The 16,064-nt window shown below is 36.7% G+C and carries 21 protein-coding genes; 6 read left to right on the forward strand and 15 right to left on the reverse strand.

Annotated features, from left to right (window positions below):
* Positions 1 to 106: 106 nt before the first annotated feature.
* From H0U71_07940 to H0U71_07970, 7 genes are all read right to left on the reverse strand, one after another.
* Positions 107 to 541: a hypothetical protein gene (locus H0U71_07940; protein MBA2654974.1), complete on the reverse strand. Its 435-nt coding sequence runs from the start codon at positions 539 to 541 to the stop codon at positions 107 to 109.
* A gap of 391 nt (positions 542 to 932) precedes the next feature.
* Positions 933 to 1,484, reverse strand: a complete 552-nt coding sequence (locus H0U71_07945; protein ID MBA2654975.1) for a hypothetical protein — start codon at positions 1,482 to 1,484, stop codon at positions 933 to 935.
* Position 1,485: 1 nt separating this feature from the next.
* Positions 1,486 to 2,295: a transglycosylase SLT domain-containing protein gene (locus H0U71_07950; protein MBA2654976.1), complete on the reverse strand. Its 810-nt coding sequence runs from the start codon at positions 2,293 to 2,295 to the stop codon at positions 1,486 to 1,488.
* A 101-nt stretch (positions 2,296 to 2,396) separates the two neighbouring features.
* Complete coding sequence (locus tag H0U71_07955) at positions 2,397 to 2,663, reverse strand: helix-turn-helix transcriptional regulator (protein MBA2654977.1); 267 nt, start codon at positions 2,661 to 2,663, stop codon at positions 2,397 to 2,399.
* A 179-nt stretch (positions 2,664 to 2,842) separates the two neighbouring features.
* Positions 2,843 to 3,286: a hypothetical protein gene (locus tag H0U71_07960; protein MBA2654978.1), complete on the reverse strand. Its 444-nt coding sequence runs from the start codon at positions 3,284 to 3,286 to the stop codon at positions 2,843 to 2,845.
* Positions 3,287 to 3,385: 99 nt separating this feature from the next.
* Positions 3,386 to 3,685 (reverse strand): HigA family addiction module antidote protein, encoded by a 300-nt coding sequence (locus tag H0U71_07965; protein ID MBA2654979.1) that lies wholly within the window; start codon positions 3,683 to 3,685, stop codon positions 3,386 to 3,388.
* Positions 3,686 to 3,698: 13 nt separating this feature from the next.
* Entirely contained in the window at positions 3,699 to 3,980 is a 282-nt protein-coding gene (locus tag H0U71_07970; protein ID MBA2654980.1) for a type II toxin-antitoxin system RelE/ParE family toxin, read from the reverse strand.
* 864 nt (positions 3,981 to 4,844) lie between these two features.
* On the opposite strand from H0U71_07970, the gene H0U71_07975 reads away from it, so the two are divergent.
* Positions 4,845 to 5,072, forward strand: coding sequence for a hypothetical protein (locus H0U71_07975; protein MBA2654981.1), 228 nt, complete (start codon positions 4,845 to 4,847; stop codon positions 5,070 to 5,072).
* A 200-nt stretch (positions 5,073 to 5,272) separates the two neighbouring features.
* On the opposite strand, the gene H0U71_07980 is transcribed toward H0U71_07975, so the two are convergent.
* The 5 genes from H0U71_07980 to H0U71_08000 all read right to left on the reverse strand — a co-directional run bounded on the left by H0U71_07980 (position 5,273) and on the right by H0U71_08000 (position 7,951).
* A complete protein-coding gene (locus H0U71_07980; protein MBA2654982.1) occupies positions 5,273 to 5,908 on the reverse strand; it encodes a hypothetical protein in 636 nt (211 codons plus the stop codon).
* A gap of 110 nt (positions 5,909 to 6,018) precedes the next feature.
* Positions 6,019 to 6,291: an FAD-binding protein gene (locus H0U71_07985; GenBank protein MBA2654983.1), complete on the reverse strand. Its 273-nt coding sequence runs from the start codon at positions 6,289 to 6,291 to the stop codon at positions 6,019 to 6,021.
* A 39-nt stretch (positions 6,292 to 6,330) separates the two neighbouring features.
* Entirely contained in the window at positions 6,331 to 6,501 is a 171-nt protein-coding gene (locus tag H0U71_07990; protein ID MBA2654984.1) for an FAD-binding protein, read from the reverse strand.
* 14 nt (positions 6,502 to 6,515) lie between these two features.
* On the reverse strand, positions 6,516 to 7,397 hold the full coding sequence (locus tag H0U71_07995) for an isocitrate lyase/phosphoenolpyruvate mutase family protein (GenBank protein ID MBA2654985.1): 882 nt from the start codon (positions 7,395 to 7,397) through the stop codon (positions 6,516 to 6,518).
* A gap of 287 nt (positions 7,398 to 7,684) precedes the next feature.
* Complete coding sequence (locus H0U71_08000; protein ID MBA2654986.1) at positions 7,685 to 7,951, reverse strand: hypothetical protein; 267 nt, start codon at positions 7,949 to 7,951, stop codon at positions 7,685 to 7,687.
* A gap of 331 nt (positions 7,952 to 8,282) precedes the next feature.
* Here H0U71_08000 and H0U71_08005 point away from each other — a divergent pair, with 331 nt between their 5' ends.
* The 3 genes from H0U71_08005 to H0U71_08015 all read left to right on the forward strand — a co-directional run bounded on the left by H0U71_08005 (position 8,283) and on the right by H0U71_08015 (position 11,551).
* A complete protein-coding gene (locus H0U71_08005) occupies positions 8,283 to 10,364 on the forward strand; it encodes an ankyrin repeat domain-containing protein (GenBank protein ID MBA2654987.1) in 2,082 nt (693 codons plus the stop codon).
* Between the two features lie 143 nt (positions 10,365 to 10,507).
* A complete protein-coding gene (locus tag H0U71_08010; GenBank protein MBA2654988.1) occupies positions 10,508 to 10,882 on the forward strand; it encodes a transposase in 375 nt (124 codons plus the stop codon).
* Between the two features lie 171 nt (positions 10,883 to 11,053).
* Complete coding sequence (locus H0U71_08015; protein ID MBA2654989.1) at positions 11,054 to 11,551, forward strand: hypothetical protein; 498 nt, start codon at positions 11,054 to 11,056, stop codon at positions 11,549 to 11,551.
* Positions 11,552 to 11,614: 63 nt separating this feature from the next.
* On the opposite strand, the gene H0U71_08020 is transcribed toward H0U71_08015, so the two are convergent.
* Positions 11,615 to 11,983 (reverse strand): hypothetical protein, encoded by a 369-nt coding sequence (locus tag H0U71_08020; protein ID MBA2654990.1) that lies wholly within the window; start codon positions 11,981 to 11,983, stop codon positions 11,615 to 11,617.
* 3 nt (positions 11,984 to 11,986) lie between these two features.
* Positions 11,987 to 12,835 carry a polysaccharide deacetylase family protein gene (locus H0U71_08025; protein ID MBA2654991.1) on the reverse strand — a complete coding sequence of 283 codons (849 nt, stop codon included), beginning with the start codon at positions 12,833 to 12,835 and terminating at the stop codon, positions 11,987 to 11,989.
* 209 nt (positions 12,836 to 13,044) lie between these two features.
* Between H0U71_08025 and H0U71_08030 the strand changes: the two genes are divergently transcribed.
* Both H0U71_08030 and H0U71_08035 read left to right on the forward strand, forming a co-directional pair.
* Positions 13,045 to 13,560, forward strand: a complete 516-nt coding sequence (locus H0U71_08030; protein ID MBA2654992.1) for an ATP-binding cassette domain-containing protein — start codon at positions 13,045 to 13,047, stop codon at positions 13,558 to 13,560.
* An 18-nt stretch (positions 13,561 to 13,578) separates the two neighbouring features.
* Positions 13,579 to 14,709, forward strand: a complete 1,131-nt coding sequence (locus H0U71_08035) for an ABC transporter permease (protein ID MBA2654993.1) — start codon at positions 13,579 to 13,581, stop codon at positions 14,707 to 14,709.
* 592 nt (positions 14,710 to 15,301) lie between these two features.
* Here the strand turns inward: H0U71_08035 and H0U71_08040 are convergent.
* Positions 15,302 to 15,604 (reverse strand): hypothetical protein, encoded by a 303-nt coding sequence (locus H0U71_08040; protein MBA2654994.1) that lies wholly within the window; start codon positions 15,602 to 15,604, stop codon positions 15,302 to 15,304.
* Positions 15,605 to 16,064: the final 460 nt, after the last annotated feature.

The raw sequence follows: 16,064 nt of genomic DNA on the forward strand, positions 1-16,064 counted from the left end.
GTGGATAACTCTCGCAAGCTCGAGTTACCCACATACCCACAGGCTCAACAAATATTTTATTAATTTTAAGAGGGTGATATCTCCTAAAATTTAATTGGTTGCTGGTCTAGACATGGGGGTCACTTAATATTAAGAAAAATAAACCCCAAACAAAGCCAGGGAATGCAAACTGTGCTCTATCTATAGCATTTAACAAAGCACCCATTTTTCGATCATGATGAAATCGCAAAGATAAATGAATAAGATGATTAAATACATCAAGGCAAAGTTGACGAATTCCGCGTTCAACAACACGATTCATTGCAACCAAACGTAATTGATCTGTAACTTTGCTTAATGTCCAAGCAAATCCGTACAGAAACAGTAACACTTCAGCAAATATTAAAACGCTTGGTTGAAGTGAAATGACATTAATGACTTCTCTAAGAATTAAAGGGACACCAATATTTAAGCCAATCGTGGCTAATAATAAAAAGACAGCACTGATAAGGCGTAAGCGGATGTAATAAATTTCAAGAAGCGACAAGAGGTGCTTATTCATTATTTAAAGCCATCTCAATCGAAATAGCACTATCAGTGTGAATAAGTTTGATAATTTAGGTATCCTATAAATTTATAGTGATAATGAACTTATTAATTTTTTTCTAAGAAATATCCAATAGTGCAGAATCATTTTTTTTAAAATAATCGACTTCAGGTCTTTTAAATGACGAGAAAAAACTTGAATTAATTTTTGATTGCATCAAAATATCATCACTCATTTTTAAACCTCACAAGATTAATTTCTAATATTTAATCAAAATCAATTAAGCATTACTACTTCAATTTAAAATATCTTGGCAATATTCCGATATTAGTGATCCAATTTATCCTATTTGAAGCAGCAACTTTGGTAATTAGTTTAATAGTTTTGAAGCTTCTTAGAACTAAGCTTAGCGACAATCACCAGCAAAGTAAGAGTTACAACCCTTTTTGGTTTTTATTTTTTCAAAAATCCAATGATGACTTGTTGCTCCTTTTATTGTTTCTCGATTTACAAAATCCCCTAACAAGCAAACATATTTTTCATTTTTCATCAATTTTAGCCATAATTCGAATCTGTCTTTATAAGTAGTAGTTGGCCAAACTCTACGCATAGAATATTCATGATACCCACTGGAGTCATCAGATATCATTATTCTTAAATCACTATAATTTTCTTCCCACCCAATATCTTCAGAAGAATAACCCATATCTTTAAGACTGATTGAGATTCTGTCGCGAGGAAAACATTGCCAATAAAGATAGCCATCCCCTTCTTTAGGTAAAAAAGGTGGTGGTTTTATACCTATTTTATAGGTATCTAAATCTTTCTCATTTAGTATCCCATAATCATTCGTCAAAACTGAATAGGGATATTTTTTTCTTATAGGTGCTGTGATTGCTGCTGAACTACAAGAAAATACAATTAATAATATTAATACAAAAGCTACTTTGATTTTCATTTTATGACTCTTGTAATTTCTTATAAAAAGAACGAAATTTCGGCATTTCATTGTAAGGATCTGGGTTATGATGGGGATCTTTGTTTTCAACAATAGCTTTGAGTATTCCTTTATATTCAGCTACTGCATCATCCCATGTTGCAGTATGATGCAATCGCTCTCTTGCTGTTGTCTTTTTTGTAAATAACCAACGAATGCCCACACAAATATTAGCTGAAGGATCCATTATTTCTTTGTGTGTGATATGAATTAAGTGATCTTTAATCTCCCCTTTATGCGCTCCGATTATTTTCAAAGTGCTCTCCGTAATTTGCATCAAACCACAAGCATGCCCTATTTTTTTATTTTTTTCTGTGGTGCTTTGCGGGGTATCTTGTTCTGGCCGAAAGCTTGATTCGCTCGCAATAAGTGCTTTCACTAAATTAGGATCAAGAGGCTCTTGAGGATGAAAAATGTCGTTCCAATAGTGCACCCAGCCACGGATGTGCAAATCAAATTCGTCTGCTCTAGGAAATTTCGTCAAAACGCCAGCCTTTGGGGCACCAACTAAACCTAAAAAATGAGTTTTGGCAATAATCTGAAGTTCATCGTAGGACAATACATCTTTATGTGAAGGGTTATCAGCACAATGTGCATGCCTTGTTACTACCTGCCCTTCAGGATGTTTTTTACTTGGAGGAATATGGAGTACGTGAGTTCGCACATAATGCTTACCTATTGGACAAACGCGCCAAGGATGTGCTTTATCCTTTATATCCTCTGGAAGCTCTATTTCCTTGATCACATCTGAATCAGTTTGGTCAATTGTCATATATGAATCCTTTATTCAACGCTAAAAAAAAGGAGCATAATATGTATTGTGCTCATGCTAAAAACTCCCTGTAGGATGGGGTCAAATCTTCGAAAGGCATACTAAGCAGCCTCTTCAATATCAAAATCAGGAAAAAGTATCACAGCTGGATGAACTTTTAGTGCTCTTGCAAGAACAACTGCACTTCCACGTCCCATTTGCCTAGCGTTACTTTCCAAAGCTGAAATATTCGATTGATTAATGCCAGTTTTCTGAGCCAGCTCAAGCTGGGTTAAACCTTGTAACTCACGAAGTATTTTTAGCGCTTCCCCAGGTGTGATATGAGCATGCACTCTTGCTCTCAAAAAATCTTTTTTATCAATTTTCATAAAAAACCTCACTAATACTTATGAGCATTAATATCTATCACATAAACCTTAAGCTCTTCATTCTCAGCCTTTATGAGATTTTATCTATACATTTAAAGCATTTTTAAAATTTGGCTTTTCATTATATTATCTCTCATGCTTTCTAATTCCTTGATCAAATAATAAATGCTCGTTCAATATTACGAACTGAGGAGTAACGGACTCTTCTTCCAACGATCCAATTTTTCTAAATCGATCTCATATTCCTTAATTAATCCAAGAATAATTTCTTTGGTATAAATTATTTTGGAGTTCTCAAAGAAACGTGGCACTACATTTCCACCTGAAAGTTTAATTAATTGACATTCCCTCCCCTGAAAAAAATCAAAAACTGTAAGAGAATTATTGTAGGAATAAGCTTGTAGTGAATCGAAAATGTCGCAGGGCTCAATCCACTCCTGTATTGCAAAGTATCTAGAATTCACAGACCAAATGGCTGAATCGTTAAAAGACCGATCAATTAAGATCGAGCCATTTAAAGATAATTTATATATCACCCTATCTGTTCTAGTAACATAATGAAGCTTTAATAAAATATTATAAATGTTATCAGGAGATTTATAAGTGATGACTTGGCTAGTCATTATTAGTTTCCTAAAAAATTAGAACCGTTTCAGAATTTAATAAGTTTACCTAATTTACAAAAAATATTAGTAGAATTTTTTTTACCACGAAATTTGACACTAGGCAGCATTCTTAGTAATTAATTTAATGGTCTTAAGTTTTTTATTTATCTTTTTCTTCCTTTCTTCTAAATCATAATCTGATTGCAATCCAAGCCAAAAACCTTCACTTGTACCAAGTGCCTTTGAGAGTCTTAAATCAGTATCCGCTGTAATTGCACGAATACCATGCACAATTTCATTAATTCTTCTTGGAGAAACGTCAATATCACGTCCCAATTTATTTTGGCTAATATCAAGAGGACGTAAAAATTCCTCTAAAAGTATTTCGCCTGGGTGAACATTTTTAAGTTTAGCCATTTTCTTAACCTCTTTAATGATAATCTTCAATAATAACGTCATCAACATTACCGCTGATCCACTTAAAACAGATACGCCATTGATTATTAATTCGAATACTGTGCTCCCCTGCTCTATCTCCCTTTAACAACTCTAATCTATTATTAGGAGGAATACGTAAATCAGATAATTGCTTTGCGTTGTTTAACATACGCAACTTACGTCTCGCTACTTGCTGTATATCTGTGGGCAAGCGACGAGATATGACTCCTTGCCAAATTTTTTCAGTTTCCTTGCATTTAAATTTTATTATCATGAATTGATTATAACGCGCGGCGACATATAACGCAATGTGTTATAGCTAAAAATTTGGAATATTTCCTATGCAAAATACCCCCATGACTGATAGGTAATGTTTTTTAATGGAGCCGACCTGGTTTAAGCTGAAGTGCAGATGAAGTGCACGATGAATGCACTTCAATGTCCCTCAGTGTTAAAGCATAAACAAAGAAAAGATTTTTAAGACTTTGATTTTTTATTACTATTTGTTTATGGGGGTTTACCGAAGTTGATGGGTTTACACTGGCAAAGAAGTACCTTTATACCCTCCTAAGGGATAGGTCGCCGGTTCGAATCCGGCTCGGGGCGCATTAATATCCCAAAGCTCTTAAAGTCAAAGATGCTCTTATGTTTCCCACGAAGCCTTTATTCGAACCGGCAAGGTTCGGCAAAAATGCAGGAAAGCATTTTTGGACGTTTGCATAGAAAACGCCCCGAAGGGGTGAAGGCCAGGATGGCCTGAATCAATCCGGCTCGGGGCGCATTAATATCCCAAAGCTCTTAAAGTCAAAGATGCTCTTATGTTTCCCACGAAGCCTTTATTCGAACCGGCAAGGTTCGACAAAAATGCAGGAAAGCATTTTTGGACGTTTGCATAGAAAACGCCCCGAAGGGGTGAAGGCCAGGATGGCCTGAATCAATCCTGTTCGGGGCGCCAGTGTTATCAATGACTTACGAATAAAACCGCAAAATTGCTAAGTACAAATCCTCCTCGTAAGTCCACCGTAAGACCAAAATGTAATGAACTAACTTCCCTATTTGGGTTAAAAATCGATGTAGTGACACTCAATTACCAAGGTATTAGACTTTATTTTTTCGAATCTAATTGAAGGTAGAAATTATGGTTACAAAGGAAAAAGGATTAATACAAGGCAAAGGAGGAAAAGCCCCTAAAAAACAATTAAAGACTCTCTATCTTCGAATACCAGAAAATTTTTGGGAAGACATACAAACAATCGTCAACTTAACAGGCCTGTCGATGAATGCAGTATGTATGGATTTACTCCGACCTGCTATCAAGTCTAAGCTCAAACTTTTGAAACTCATGAACAAATTAGGGGATGCTTAATAAAAGCAGCCCTAACAAATATTGCGCTTAGTACAAATCTTGCCGCACATCCCGAATCAACCCTACATAGTTATCTTTGGGTATTAAGTGATTTAATTAACCTAGCCCAAAAATTGAATGAACAGCATTTGTAATGTCAGTGGCCTCCAGGCGAAAGAACCATTTATCAATATCGTGTTGAAGATGGTCCATGGTCAATACTAAAAAATTTTTCCTGGATTGAAAATGTCACAAGGATCAAACAATTTTTTAATTTGCTTCATGGTTTCTAGTGAACCGCTATGCTCTTGCAGTAAATAATCCTTTTTACCATGCCCAATACCATGTTCACCTGTACATGTTCCACCCGCTTTTAACGCTTCTGACACAATGAGTCCGCTAAAGCGGCGCGTATTTTCTAGCTCATTTTTATTATTTGGATTGATTAAAATAACAAAATGAAAATTTCCATCTCCAACATGAGCGACCACTGGAGCTTTTATTCCATAGTCGTGCATATGTCCGTAGCATGCATTTATGCACGCAGCTAATTTGGAAATCGGCACACTCACATCGGTTGACATGATGCTTTTATTTTTATCGATATAGTGAATTGCAGCTTGCGCAGCAAATTTTCGCATTTTCCATGTAGGTTCTGCCGATTGTTTATCGTTATAAATATTTAAATTGACTGCAACATTTTCGATAAGGCAATTTTTTACGAGTGATGCCTCTTCTGCAACTGCTAATTTATTCCCTGCTAATTCGATAATTAATGTATGCATCTCGTTATTGAGTGAGCGGATTTTTGAATAGGCAATACGGGCATTTGTTTGTAATTTATCTAATAATTCAATTCACCGAAACTGAACATTGCCATGCATTTGAGTGACAAATTCTACTGCACTTTCTATCCTCTCAAATTGACAACAAATTGTAGCGTAGGCATCAAAATTTCTTCTTATTTTCAGGCCAACTTGGTAATAACGCCAAGAGTGCCTTCAGATCCAACGAATAGACCGGTTAGGTTATACCCTGCAGAAGATTTCGGGGCTTTGGAGCCAGTATAGATTTTTACTATTTTTTCTTCTTGGCAGGTGATCACTGTGCAATTAACAACATTTTTGAGCATAGCGCCTGAATCAACGGCGCCCGCACCTGAGGCATTGGTCGCCATCATCCCACCAATCGTTGCGCTCCATGGGGCTTCAACTGGAAAGTGAAATCCATGTGGCTCCAAGAATTTATTGAATTCGTTATAAGGAATACCTGGCTGGACCTAGACATATCCATCTTTTGGGCTAAACTCAAGCACTTGGTTCATTCTAGACATATCTAAGCACAACCCACCTTCTATCGCAGCTGTGTGCCCTTCTACACTGGTACCTGCCCCGTAGGGGATAATGGGTATTTTATATTCAAGACATAGGCTAATATGTTGATTTTCCACCGCTAATATGTGGTTTAGGCTCTTTTCTTAGCAATACTCTTTAAGGAGAATAAATTGTTAAATTCATTATAGGAAACAGTTGGATCTAAGCATGTATAATTTTCTTCCTTGATGAACTTATTGGCAATTTCTTTCAGGTGGTTAGTTACATCTCGTACCACAGCCGAACCAGTAGTAACCCGTGAGACGTCTAATAATTTTAGAGTATTTTTTTCTTTGAGCCATGGGCCGGCAAGTAAGTTAAGAGGCAATTCGATATTTTTGACAATATTAGATATTAAAGCTGGATCAGTCAGCCCAGGAACAAAAACCCCATCGGCCCCCGCTTCTTTATACTCTTTAAGACGAGTCAATGTTTCAGATAAACATTCTTCTGGAGTTGTTCGTAGCTTTAACCAAAAAACATCGGTACGGGCATTGATAAACAAAGGAACATCTAACTCTTTAGCTAATGCCCTGATAGTTTTAATTTTTTCCACTTGCTCAGGGATTGAAAACAAACGTTCTGGATGCTGAGGATCAGCATCCTCTATGTTAATACCTACAGCACCAATACTTAAAATTTGATAAACAGTATCGCGAATTTCTTGGAGATTTTTTCCATAACCCGCTTCTAAATCAACAGTAACAGGGATATCAACACTGTTAATAATACGCTTAACTGCTTTAATTAAATCTTTTTTAGGTATCAGTTGGCCATCACTATATCCGTGAGAAGCAGCTATACCAGCGCTAGTCGTTGCAATTGCTTTAGCGCCATGCTGCTCAAATATTATCGCACTTAAAGCATCCCAAGCGTTTAGCAAGACCAGTGGTTCAGATAGACTATGCATTTTATGAAATAATATAGCTTTTTGTTTATGCTTTTCATGGTCGGATGCTTTAGTAATTGGCATGAATCTTCTCCAAAGTAAAAAAACCTCACTACGATAAAACTCCAAGCTTACTTATGCAAGCCCGAGGGTTCTGTTGCAGCAATTCTCATTTTGAGTTTTTACTGACATATTGCGCGTTGCTTATGTGCAAGAAGCCAACAATAATACTCTTTAGAACGACCCCTACAAGCCTTCCCATACCAACTATCTAGCACTTACCCAGTGCGTGACTACCAGGAAGATACGCCTTTCACAATTTGTATCCCGTGTTATTACACTTCGTTACTTTTGTCAGAATAGCTCTCTATTCATGTTCCTAGATTCATCTGGTGTCCCCTTATAAGCAAAAGGCATCTTCCTTTTGATGTAAAGCACCAAATACGTACTGAACTGTCGAAGATGCTGCTAGCCATTCTTAGATCATTTTCAGTTCCTAAACCATTTTGTAAGGAGATTAGCACCGTGTTACTATGGAAAAATAAATCTTTGAGACCTCTTAAGCTACTGACTGCATCGATTGATTTAGTCCCCGAAAAAATAATGGGTGTTTTTGAGATGCCATATCTTGAAACAATTTCCTTGAGAGATAACTCGAAATTATCAGTTGATCGTTTGGATGGAAAGTTTTATCAAGTGCACCTTTAATTTTTATCCCTGAATGTTGAATTTGTTTGAATGATCGTTCTGATGGAATAAGAAAAACTCTATTTTCTATTTGACTGCAACAATGAAGCAGCCACTCCTTGCCCTACACAGCAAGATAGTGGTCTTTTATGAAAAATGAATCTAATGGAGATCAAGTTAATCTTAAATCCTAATTAAAACCCCTTAGTTTTTGATAATTTATTGCCTTTTTTCTCCAGCAAAGGTATCTTGTCGGCTTTTGCGTTATCAGGCGAGGTCATAATGGGTTTCAATTCAGTAGAAAAGGTGTTGAATCAAGCTATTCTTGAAGGGGATCTTCCCATTTTTCAACATAACTTAGCAACAATGAGTGATCCGGCATTTAAGGGAAGTACTGACCGTCTTAGAATTCATATTAATGCTACCGATGAGGCAGGGAATACTTTCTTACATTATGCAGCTAAAGTCGATTCTTCAGAATTTCTGACTATACTTTTGAAGCAAAAGGACATTCAACCTGATATTGAAAATTTAAAAGGTGAAACACCTCTTTATCGAGCAATTTCGAATAAACATTTTGAAAATGCAAAATTACTGAAAGATCAAGACGCTGATTTATCGACGCAAGATAATGATGGAAAAACGCTGTTACACGTTGCAGCAGAAAAAGACGATCCTATCATTTGCGAATGGTTACTTATAAATGGTGTTGATCCTGATGTATCAACAATAAGTAGCGGCAAAACTCCTTTAGATGTCGCAATAGCAAATAAATGCAAACCAGTAATCGAACTGCTTTCTTTATTTGGTTGTTTATCAGGCAAATTAATATCAAAAGAGCTATTCACTCTTGATCTCGATTTAGCTTATCACTTTGTTGTTGGTTCATTTTATAAAATACCTCATAGAAATGGAGAAGCAACAGAACTTGTTTCTCGTGATGATAGAAATTGCGGCGCCGCTATAACTGACTTAGAACAATTTCAAAGAGCTAAACACTTATTAAATACAATCAAATCTCGGCGGTTTAAAAATAGCGAAGAGGAATATACAGCTTATAAACTACTATTGAGCACTCTCACATTTAATTGGCAATTCTGGTTACAGCTCCACCAATATGATCGCACTCCATTATTTCTCCTCTATGATCGATTAAGAAAGCTCAATCAAGACTCTCAAGACTATAGAACAGTTATTGAATTAATTGAGCATACAGAACAAATTATCGCAAAAAGAGAGATTAAAGTAAGTATTTACTCATTACCCATTGAAAAATTAATCCAGAAAATTGACCAAGCAGATAAAATTTATTACTCGCCTGCCATGGTTTCTTTTTTGAAAGTTTTACGGTTGCATCAACCTTCACGGTTAAAAATGTTAATCGTGAATAAAATTCAAGAAAGGTATGAGGATCCAAATTGGAGTCAGGTAAGACAAGCTATTACAGCAGGGAAAACTACAATCCCACAAGATATTCTGGATCTTATAGGGGATTTGTCAGGTAAAAATATGCCAAACTTCAAAGCTGAATTATCTGAAATTAATTTCGCTATTTATTATCTTAATAAAGTAGGGGAAACGCTCAACGCTTTTGAGAATGATCTCAATCAAACTAAGTTAGTGAATCCCAGAGAAGTAACTATAATATTACTTATCGCTTTAGTACTTTTATCTAGTCTAGGAATTCTAGTTTTGGTGTGGGGCGTTACCGCTGACTTCGAGGATGATATTAGACGAATTTTGGGAATAAGCGGGGGTTCTACACTGATCATTACAACATCTCTTGCAACCATAGGGTTGAGCATAGATTTATTTTATAACATTACAACCAGCATACCTTTAAATACTCCCTCTATACGTATACTCACAAGTGCATACCATGCGTTAAAAATTACCAACATGCTTGGCACACATCAAGCTGCTTTGAAAAACATCATAACTCTTTTCGAAGATATGCTTTATAACATGAATACTGAAAATGCCTATGCTAAAAGTATCCTTGAGAAACTTGAATTATTGCGTAATCCTCAGCTAAAAGTTAAAGAGATGATATCCATCATTCACAATTTACACCACGAAGTGACTTCAATTTCTTCGGACCTTAAGGATAGTCCTGTGCAGTCAAACAAGTTAAACCACTCTAAGGAAATAATTAACTTTAGGTCATATCATCACGGCGTGTCATTTTTTCCACTAAAATTAGGGAGCCTAGTTGAAAGACTAGAGAAGAACCGCGATAATTTTAACACTTGTTTTAAACAACTTGTTAGTATTCCGGATCATCAGGAGGAGTTTGCTGTACAAGAGCATGAAAACAATAACAATGATTGTGAGGAAGAACCGTTAATCATAAAGATTAGATAACACCAATGAACATGATTATTAAGGTTATAAAAAATTCTGTGTAACTAGAGATAGTGAGTATAGACTACCCCAATAAGGAGTACTGACTATGTCCAAGAAAGCGAACAGTTTCGACTTAAAAGCCATTGATGATCTGATTAAGGATTGCAAAAGCCCGGAAGAGGCCAGATGGTATTTTAAAAAATCTAACGAAAGCTATTTTAGAGCGCGCATTGCAAGGTGAATTAACCACTCACCTTGGGTACGAAAAGCACGATTTAAAAGGGAAGAACACAGGAAACTCTCGCAATGGTTACACTGAAAAAACCGTTAAGAGTGAGGATGGAAATTTAGCACTTAAAATTCCAAGAGATCGTAACGGTGATTTTAGTCCCCAAATTATTCCAAAAAATCAAACTCGATTTGAAGGCTTTGATGATAAGATTGTTAGTCTTTACGCTCGAGGGATGACAACGCGCAAAGGTAAGGGGTCAAATGTCAAAATGCAAATTGAGAAGGGTAAAGTAATTGCATTTTGACATCTGACCCCTTCTCTTCTGTTTAGTAGGATGACACCTAATCTTTCTTGACTCGTTACAGGGTTTCGCTAAGATAGCAATTTATTCGCAACTTAATGCTCTTGAATGCAACCATCTTCCCCTGTGCGTAAGCGAATAGCACATTGCTGTGATAACGTTGGAATACTTTTTATGGAAAAAAAATTATTATTACTGTCCTTTTTGTTTTTTGCAGTTCCTGCACAGGCTTATACCTGTTATGACTATGGACGTCTGGCTATTCAGGGCTCTCTTGTCACCGATGGCAATCTCAGTATCGGCATTACGCATTACACAGAACAATCCGAGATAGGCGTCTACGCCTCTGGGTTAGTGAATAATGCTTGTTGCGAAACTCGAATATTCGCTCCTGGCATTTTCGCAGGATTTCGCAAAAATATCTGTGAGTGTACTTATTTTGCTGCAGGTATCGATTTTGTTTCGGTATTCGGCACTGAAAATTGTTGCCATATAGATGCTGACTATACTGTTGGACCCTATATTTCCTTAGAACAGAAATTAACGAGTCACCTTTTGCTGATAGGCTGGATACAACCTTTTAGCTATCAATATGAAGATAAATGCAATTGTACAGTAGCTACTAATCGCTTCTTTGCTAGTGGTGGGATTGCGATGAGTTATTTATTTTAATTTGTGGGAAAGGGGTCAGATGTCAAAATGCAACCTTAGCAGAATAATTACGCCCCTAATTCATTAACCTAAAACCGCCTTCAAATAACCACCGGATGGAACAATAGTGGTTTCAACGCATAATTGTACGCTATAGGAGGGTTTTGGTTCACTAAAAAAGCGGGTAAGCACCGCTAACACTTTTTCGCTCATCAATTTTTGCTCTTCTTGGGAGCGCGACCGCGTTTGAATCAAGCGGGCATGAATAAAAGCCCCAGCTTCAGGAGTGCCATCCGCTACGCGAAATTCATCCAAAAGATGTACTCGCGTTTTTACATCGGAAAGCAAGGCGCTGGGAACAGACGCGATCGCTTCATGCAGTTGCTGTAATAAAGGTTGTAGGTCACGTCCGTCCGCAAGTGGGCGCGGAATTTCGAGAATGACATGTGGCATTTTTTATTTCCTTGCCGTGTGATTTTCTAAGGTCCATTCAGCAATTTCATCTTTACGCGCAAACCAAATACCGGAATGTTTGTTCGCATATTCTAAAAATTTGTCGAGAGCATGCACAACACCCGGTGTTCCGCCAATGCGATCATGCGTGCTAATTGACATCTGTCTTCGTCGAGTTTCCCCTTCCATATAAAGTTGATCAAATTCATATTTTAGAGTTTCAAAAAAATTATTTGGTGAAAAATTTCGACCTTCAAAAAGCACTATATCATTACATCTTACAGTGTAAGGTACTACAACAAATGGTTTTTCATTCACAGTGAGGATGAATGGTTCATCTCGACTTAAATCATCGATATGATAAAGAAATCCTAATTCTTGTAAGACGGAAATCGTATTTACACTACGACGGAGCCAGTTACAATTATACCCTCGAGGTGTTACACCTGTTACATCGCGAACGGCTTTAACACCATCTGCAATAAATTGTTTTTCTTCATCATGTGTCATATCGTATTGGGATGACCAACTCATACCATGCGCAGCAGCTTCATGACCACGATTCACAATTTCTTTTGCTAAATCGGGATTGGCCAGCACAGCTTGTCCAACCATGTGTGATGTTACTTTTATGCCATATTTATCCCATAAATTGAGTAGACGAGGTATCCCTTCTTTATATCCATATTCAAACCATGTTTTAGCGGGTAAATCAGGATATCCTGGCGGCAGAGGTGCACCTGAAAATGGACTATCCGCACCATATTCAGGTTCGCCACCTGCTTCAAACTGCATAGAAATTGAAATTGCTAATCTTGCATTATTTGGCCAAGCTTTAGTCCCTTTTGTCATTATTCATGCTCCATTGATAGTCCTAATTTTATATACTAACCCAACAAATGCCCGCCATCTACAAATACTGTTTGACCTTTCTAAATGTATTTGTCATAGGAACACGACTGCTTCTGCTAATTCAGTTTTATTTGAAAATAATAATGTAACCACTCGCCCCTAGAAGCGGACGTCTACTTTCGGCGGAATGCAAAAACAACTTAAGGGGCATGGATTTCCAACGTTTAGAGGGCAGCGCCCATTACTATACATCGAATATTTTATATCTCGTTTTATGTGGAAAGGTCAGCGAGCCAACGCAAGGCTTTCAATCCAGGCAATTTATCTTTCAATCTTTTATGTTGCTACCCCGATTGAATGCCATCGAAAACATATCATTACCCCTAATTTATCAAAACACGCCACCTAAAATAATGACTGACAGGAGTATTGAGATGCTAGCGAAAGTTGGAATGAAAGATCTTGGTGAACGCAAGCCCGCAGAACTTTCCGGCGGTCAGCAACAAAGGGTAGCAATTGCGAGAGCCTTAGTGTCAAATCCTAAAATTATTCTGGCCGATGAACCAACAGGAGCTTTAGATAGTCAGACCGGACAAGACATTTTTAATCTTTTGCAACAGCTAAGCGACACTGAAAAAACTACCATCGTTATTGTCACCCATGATATTCATATCGCCAACCAATGTCGGCGAGTATTGAAAATTCAAGATGGTCAGATCCATTAATTGTTAAGATATATAAAATTGAGAGAAATATTTTTAGCTATCACGACATATATCAAACAAGCGTTAGCCAATATTCGGGGTAATTTTTTAAGATCTTTTTTAACACTCTTAGGCGTCCTGGTGGGTACAGCCGCTGTTGTCGCATTGTTAACTGGTAGTGAGTTAGCGACTCAAAGTGCATTAAGCCAGTTTAAAAAATTGGGCGTGGATTTGATAGGTGTTAGTTTCTCTAGCATGAGCACTGCTAATAATCATGATAACAATAGTTCGTCATTACAATACATAAAACAATTTACCTCACCAAATATTATTAGTCTAACACCCTACACGTTGCATTACTCACCCATAATTTTCAGGAACGATAAATCTGACATATCCATTTTGGGAACAACGCAGAATCTAAAAAATATGATGAGATATAAAATTAAAATGGGCCGCTATATTTCTGATTTAGATAAAAGCGCCTTCTATTGTGTGTTAGGATTCGACCTAGCAAAACGCCTTGCTAACAAACCTAGCAACTTGATCGGAGAACAAATTCGTATTAATGGTTTTTATTTTACTATCATAGGAATCCTCGATAAGGCCGACACAAATTTATTTTTGCTCGCTGATAGCAATCAATCTGTCATGATTCCTTTAAGCACGTCATTACAATTATATAAAAATGCCACAATCAACCATATTATTTTTAGAGTTAACCCAAATAATAAAATAAAGGATATAGAATCCGAAATTGAAAAATATTTCCAAGCGGTATTTACAGATATTGCTCTATCCTTTCGTAGCCCAGAAACAATTATTGAAAACATGGAACATCAAAGCCATATTTTTAAATTGCTGCTAGGGTTTATCGGCTGCATCTCATTGCTCGTGGGCGGGATAGGCGTTATGAATATTATGCTAGTTTCAGTGACAGAACGTCGCCGAGAAATTGGCATACGAATGGCAGTAGGCGCAAGAAAAAAAGATATCCTTTACTTATTTCTTGCCGAAGCCGCCATTTTAACCTTAATAGGAGGAATAGCTGGAATTTTCCTGGGTGAAACAATTGCATTCCTAACCGCGAAATTATCTCATTGGGAATTTAATATTGTGTGGGCACCCATCTTCATCGGATTCGTAGTTTCATTCTATACATTCTTTTAATAATCATAACTTCCTTTCTTTCTTTGAAAAAAATATTTGATAAACTAGAGAACATAGAGTCACCAATTAGCTCCCAAGTTTTAAGAAACATTATATCAGCGCGCTCTATCAAGGCTAGGTACACAGCTTATAGCAACTTTTACTGACTCATACCATGCAACATGTCACTAATTATTTTTCGGGCAGCTGCAGTCCACAATTGAGATAATTTATTAGGATCCTGAACAATTTAGTCCATTTTATTTCTTGGCATATCACCAGATAAAAGAACGCTCACCGAACTTTCCCAAACAATGGCATCACAGTATATTAATCTTGCATTTAATGCTAGAACTGGCGTTCCTCATGTAAATCCCATACCAATTTAGTACGTTGGGGCGTGATTTTTTTGAGCGGACGTCCGCTTCCGGGGGCGAGTAGTTACCTTTAATCTTTGAATCAATTAGGGCATATCCTACTTAAGAATATAGGTTCAAAATTGTAGTAACTGAGTATTCAATCTTATTTATATCTTTAAATTTCCCTTCAAGATACTAACTAAATGGCAGTCTAAAAATAATATAATTTTTAATAGACTGCCAAATTTTTTCATTTACTCACATTTAGCGTAAGATTTATCAACTTCGATGTTGTTTAAGATAAATTTCTGAGCCCAACATATTTTACCAATTTTGGAATCTGTAGGATATTTTATTGTGGAATCAGTAACATTAAGGTTTGTTACGCTTATATAGCCACGGTTTTCAAAACTTTTGGTTACAGTAAGATCAATATCACCTGTCAACCTTCCAGAGTTCGAAAAAACTCCAACAGTCATAGAGCTTCTAGCGAAACCATTAGACGCTATTAATGATAAAAACAATACGAAAAAGCTGCTTATCAATTTATTTTTCATCTTCCTTCCCCTTAGTTTAATAAAGTTGTCACACTCTAAAAGAGTAACAACTTGTTGTCAAATTCAATTTATTATCTATAGATTTTGTGTAGCAGTAGAGGAATATCCATGAAAAACCTAGTAGATGCTTTCTCTTAAAAGCTTCTTTGGCTCTCTCCCGATAAGGGGGCACTTTAACCAAATTAGAGTAATCTAACCTTTTGATTTTGCGAATTAAAAGGAGGTTAAAGTGCCTAGGAAAGATATTATCCTAAATTTACCTGGATTTGCTATACGAAAAATTAGCGGGAACAATCCAATTTTTATTGATGTTGAGCATAGGAGAGTGGTGAGAGGTCCGACCCGGTCACATCGGTAATGAAAGTGACCGGACACATAGGTAACAGTAACATACTCCTAGTTAACAAAAATTGGGGAACTAGGATGCCATGGATAGAGACTGAACCTATGAATGAAAAAA

The sequence above is a fragment of the Gammaproteobacteria bacterium genome (assembly GCA_013697705.1).
Lineage (GTDB): Bacteria > Pseudomonadota > Gammaproteobacteria > UBA6002 > UBA6002 > UBA6002.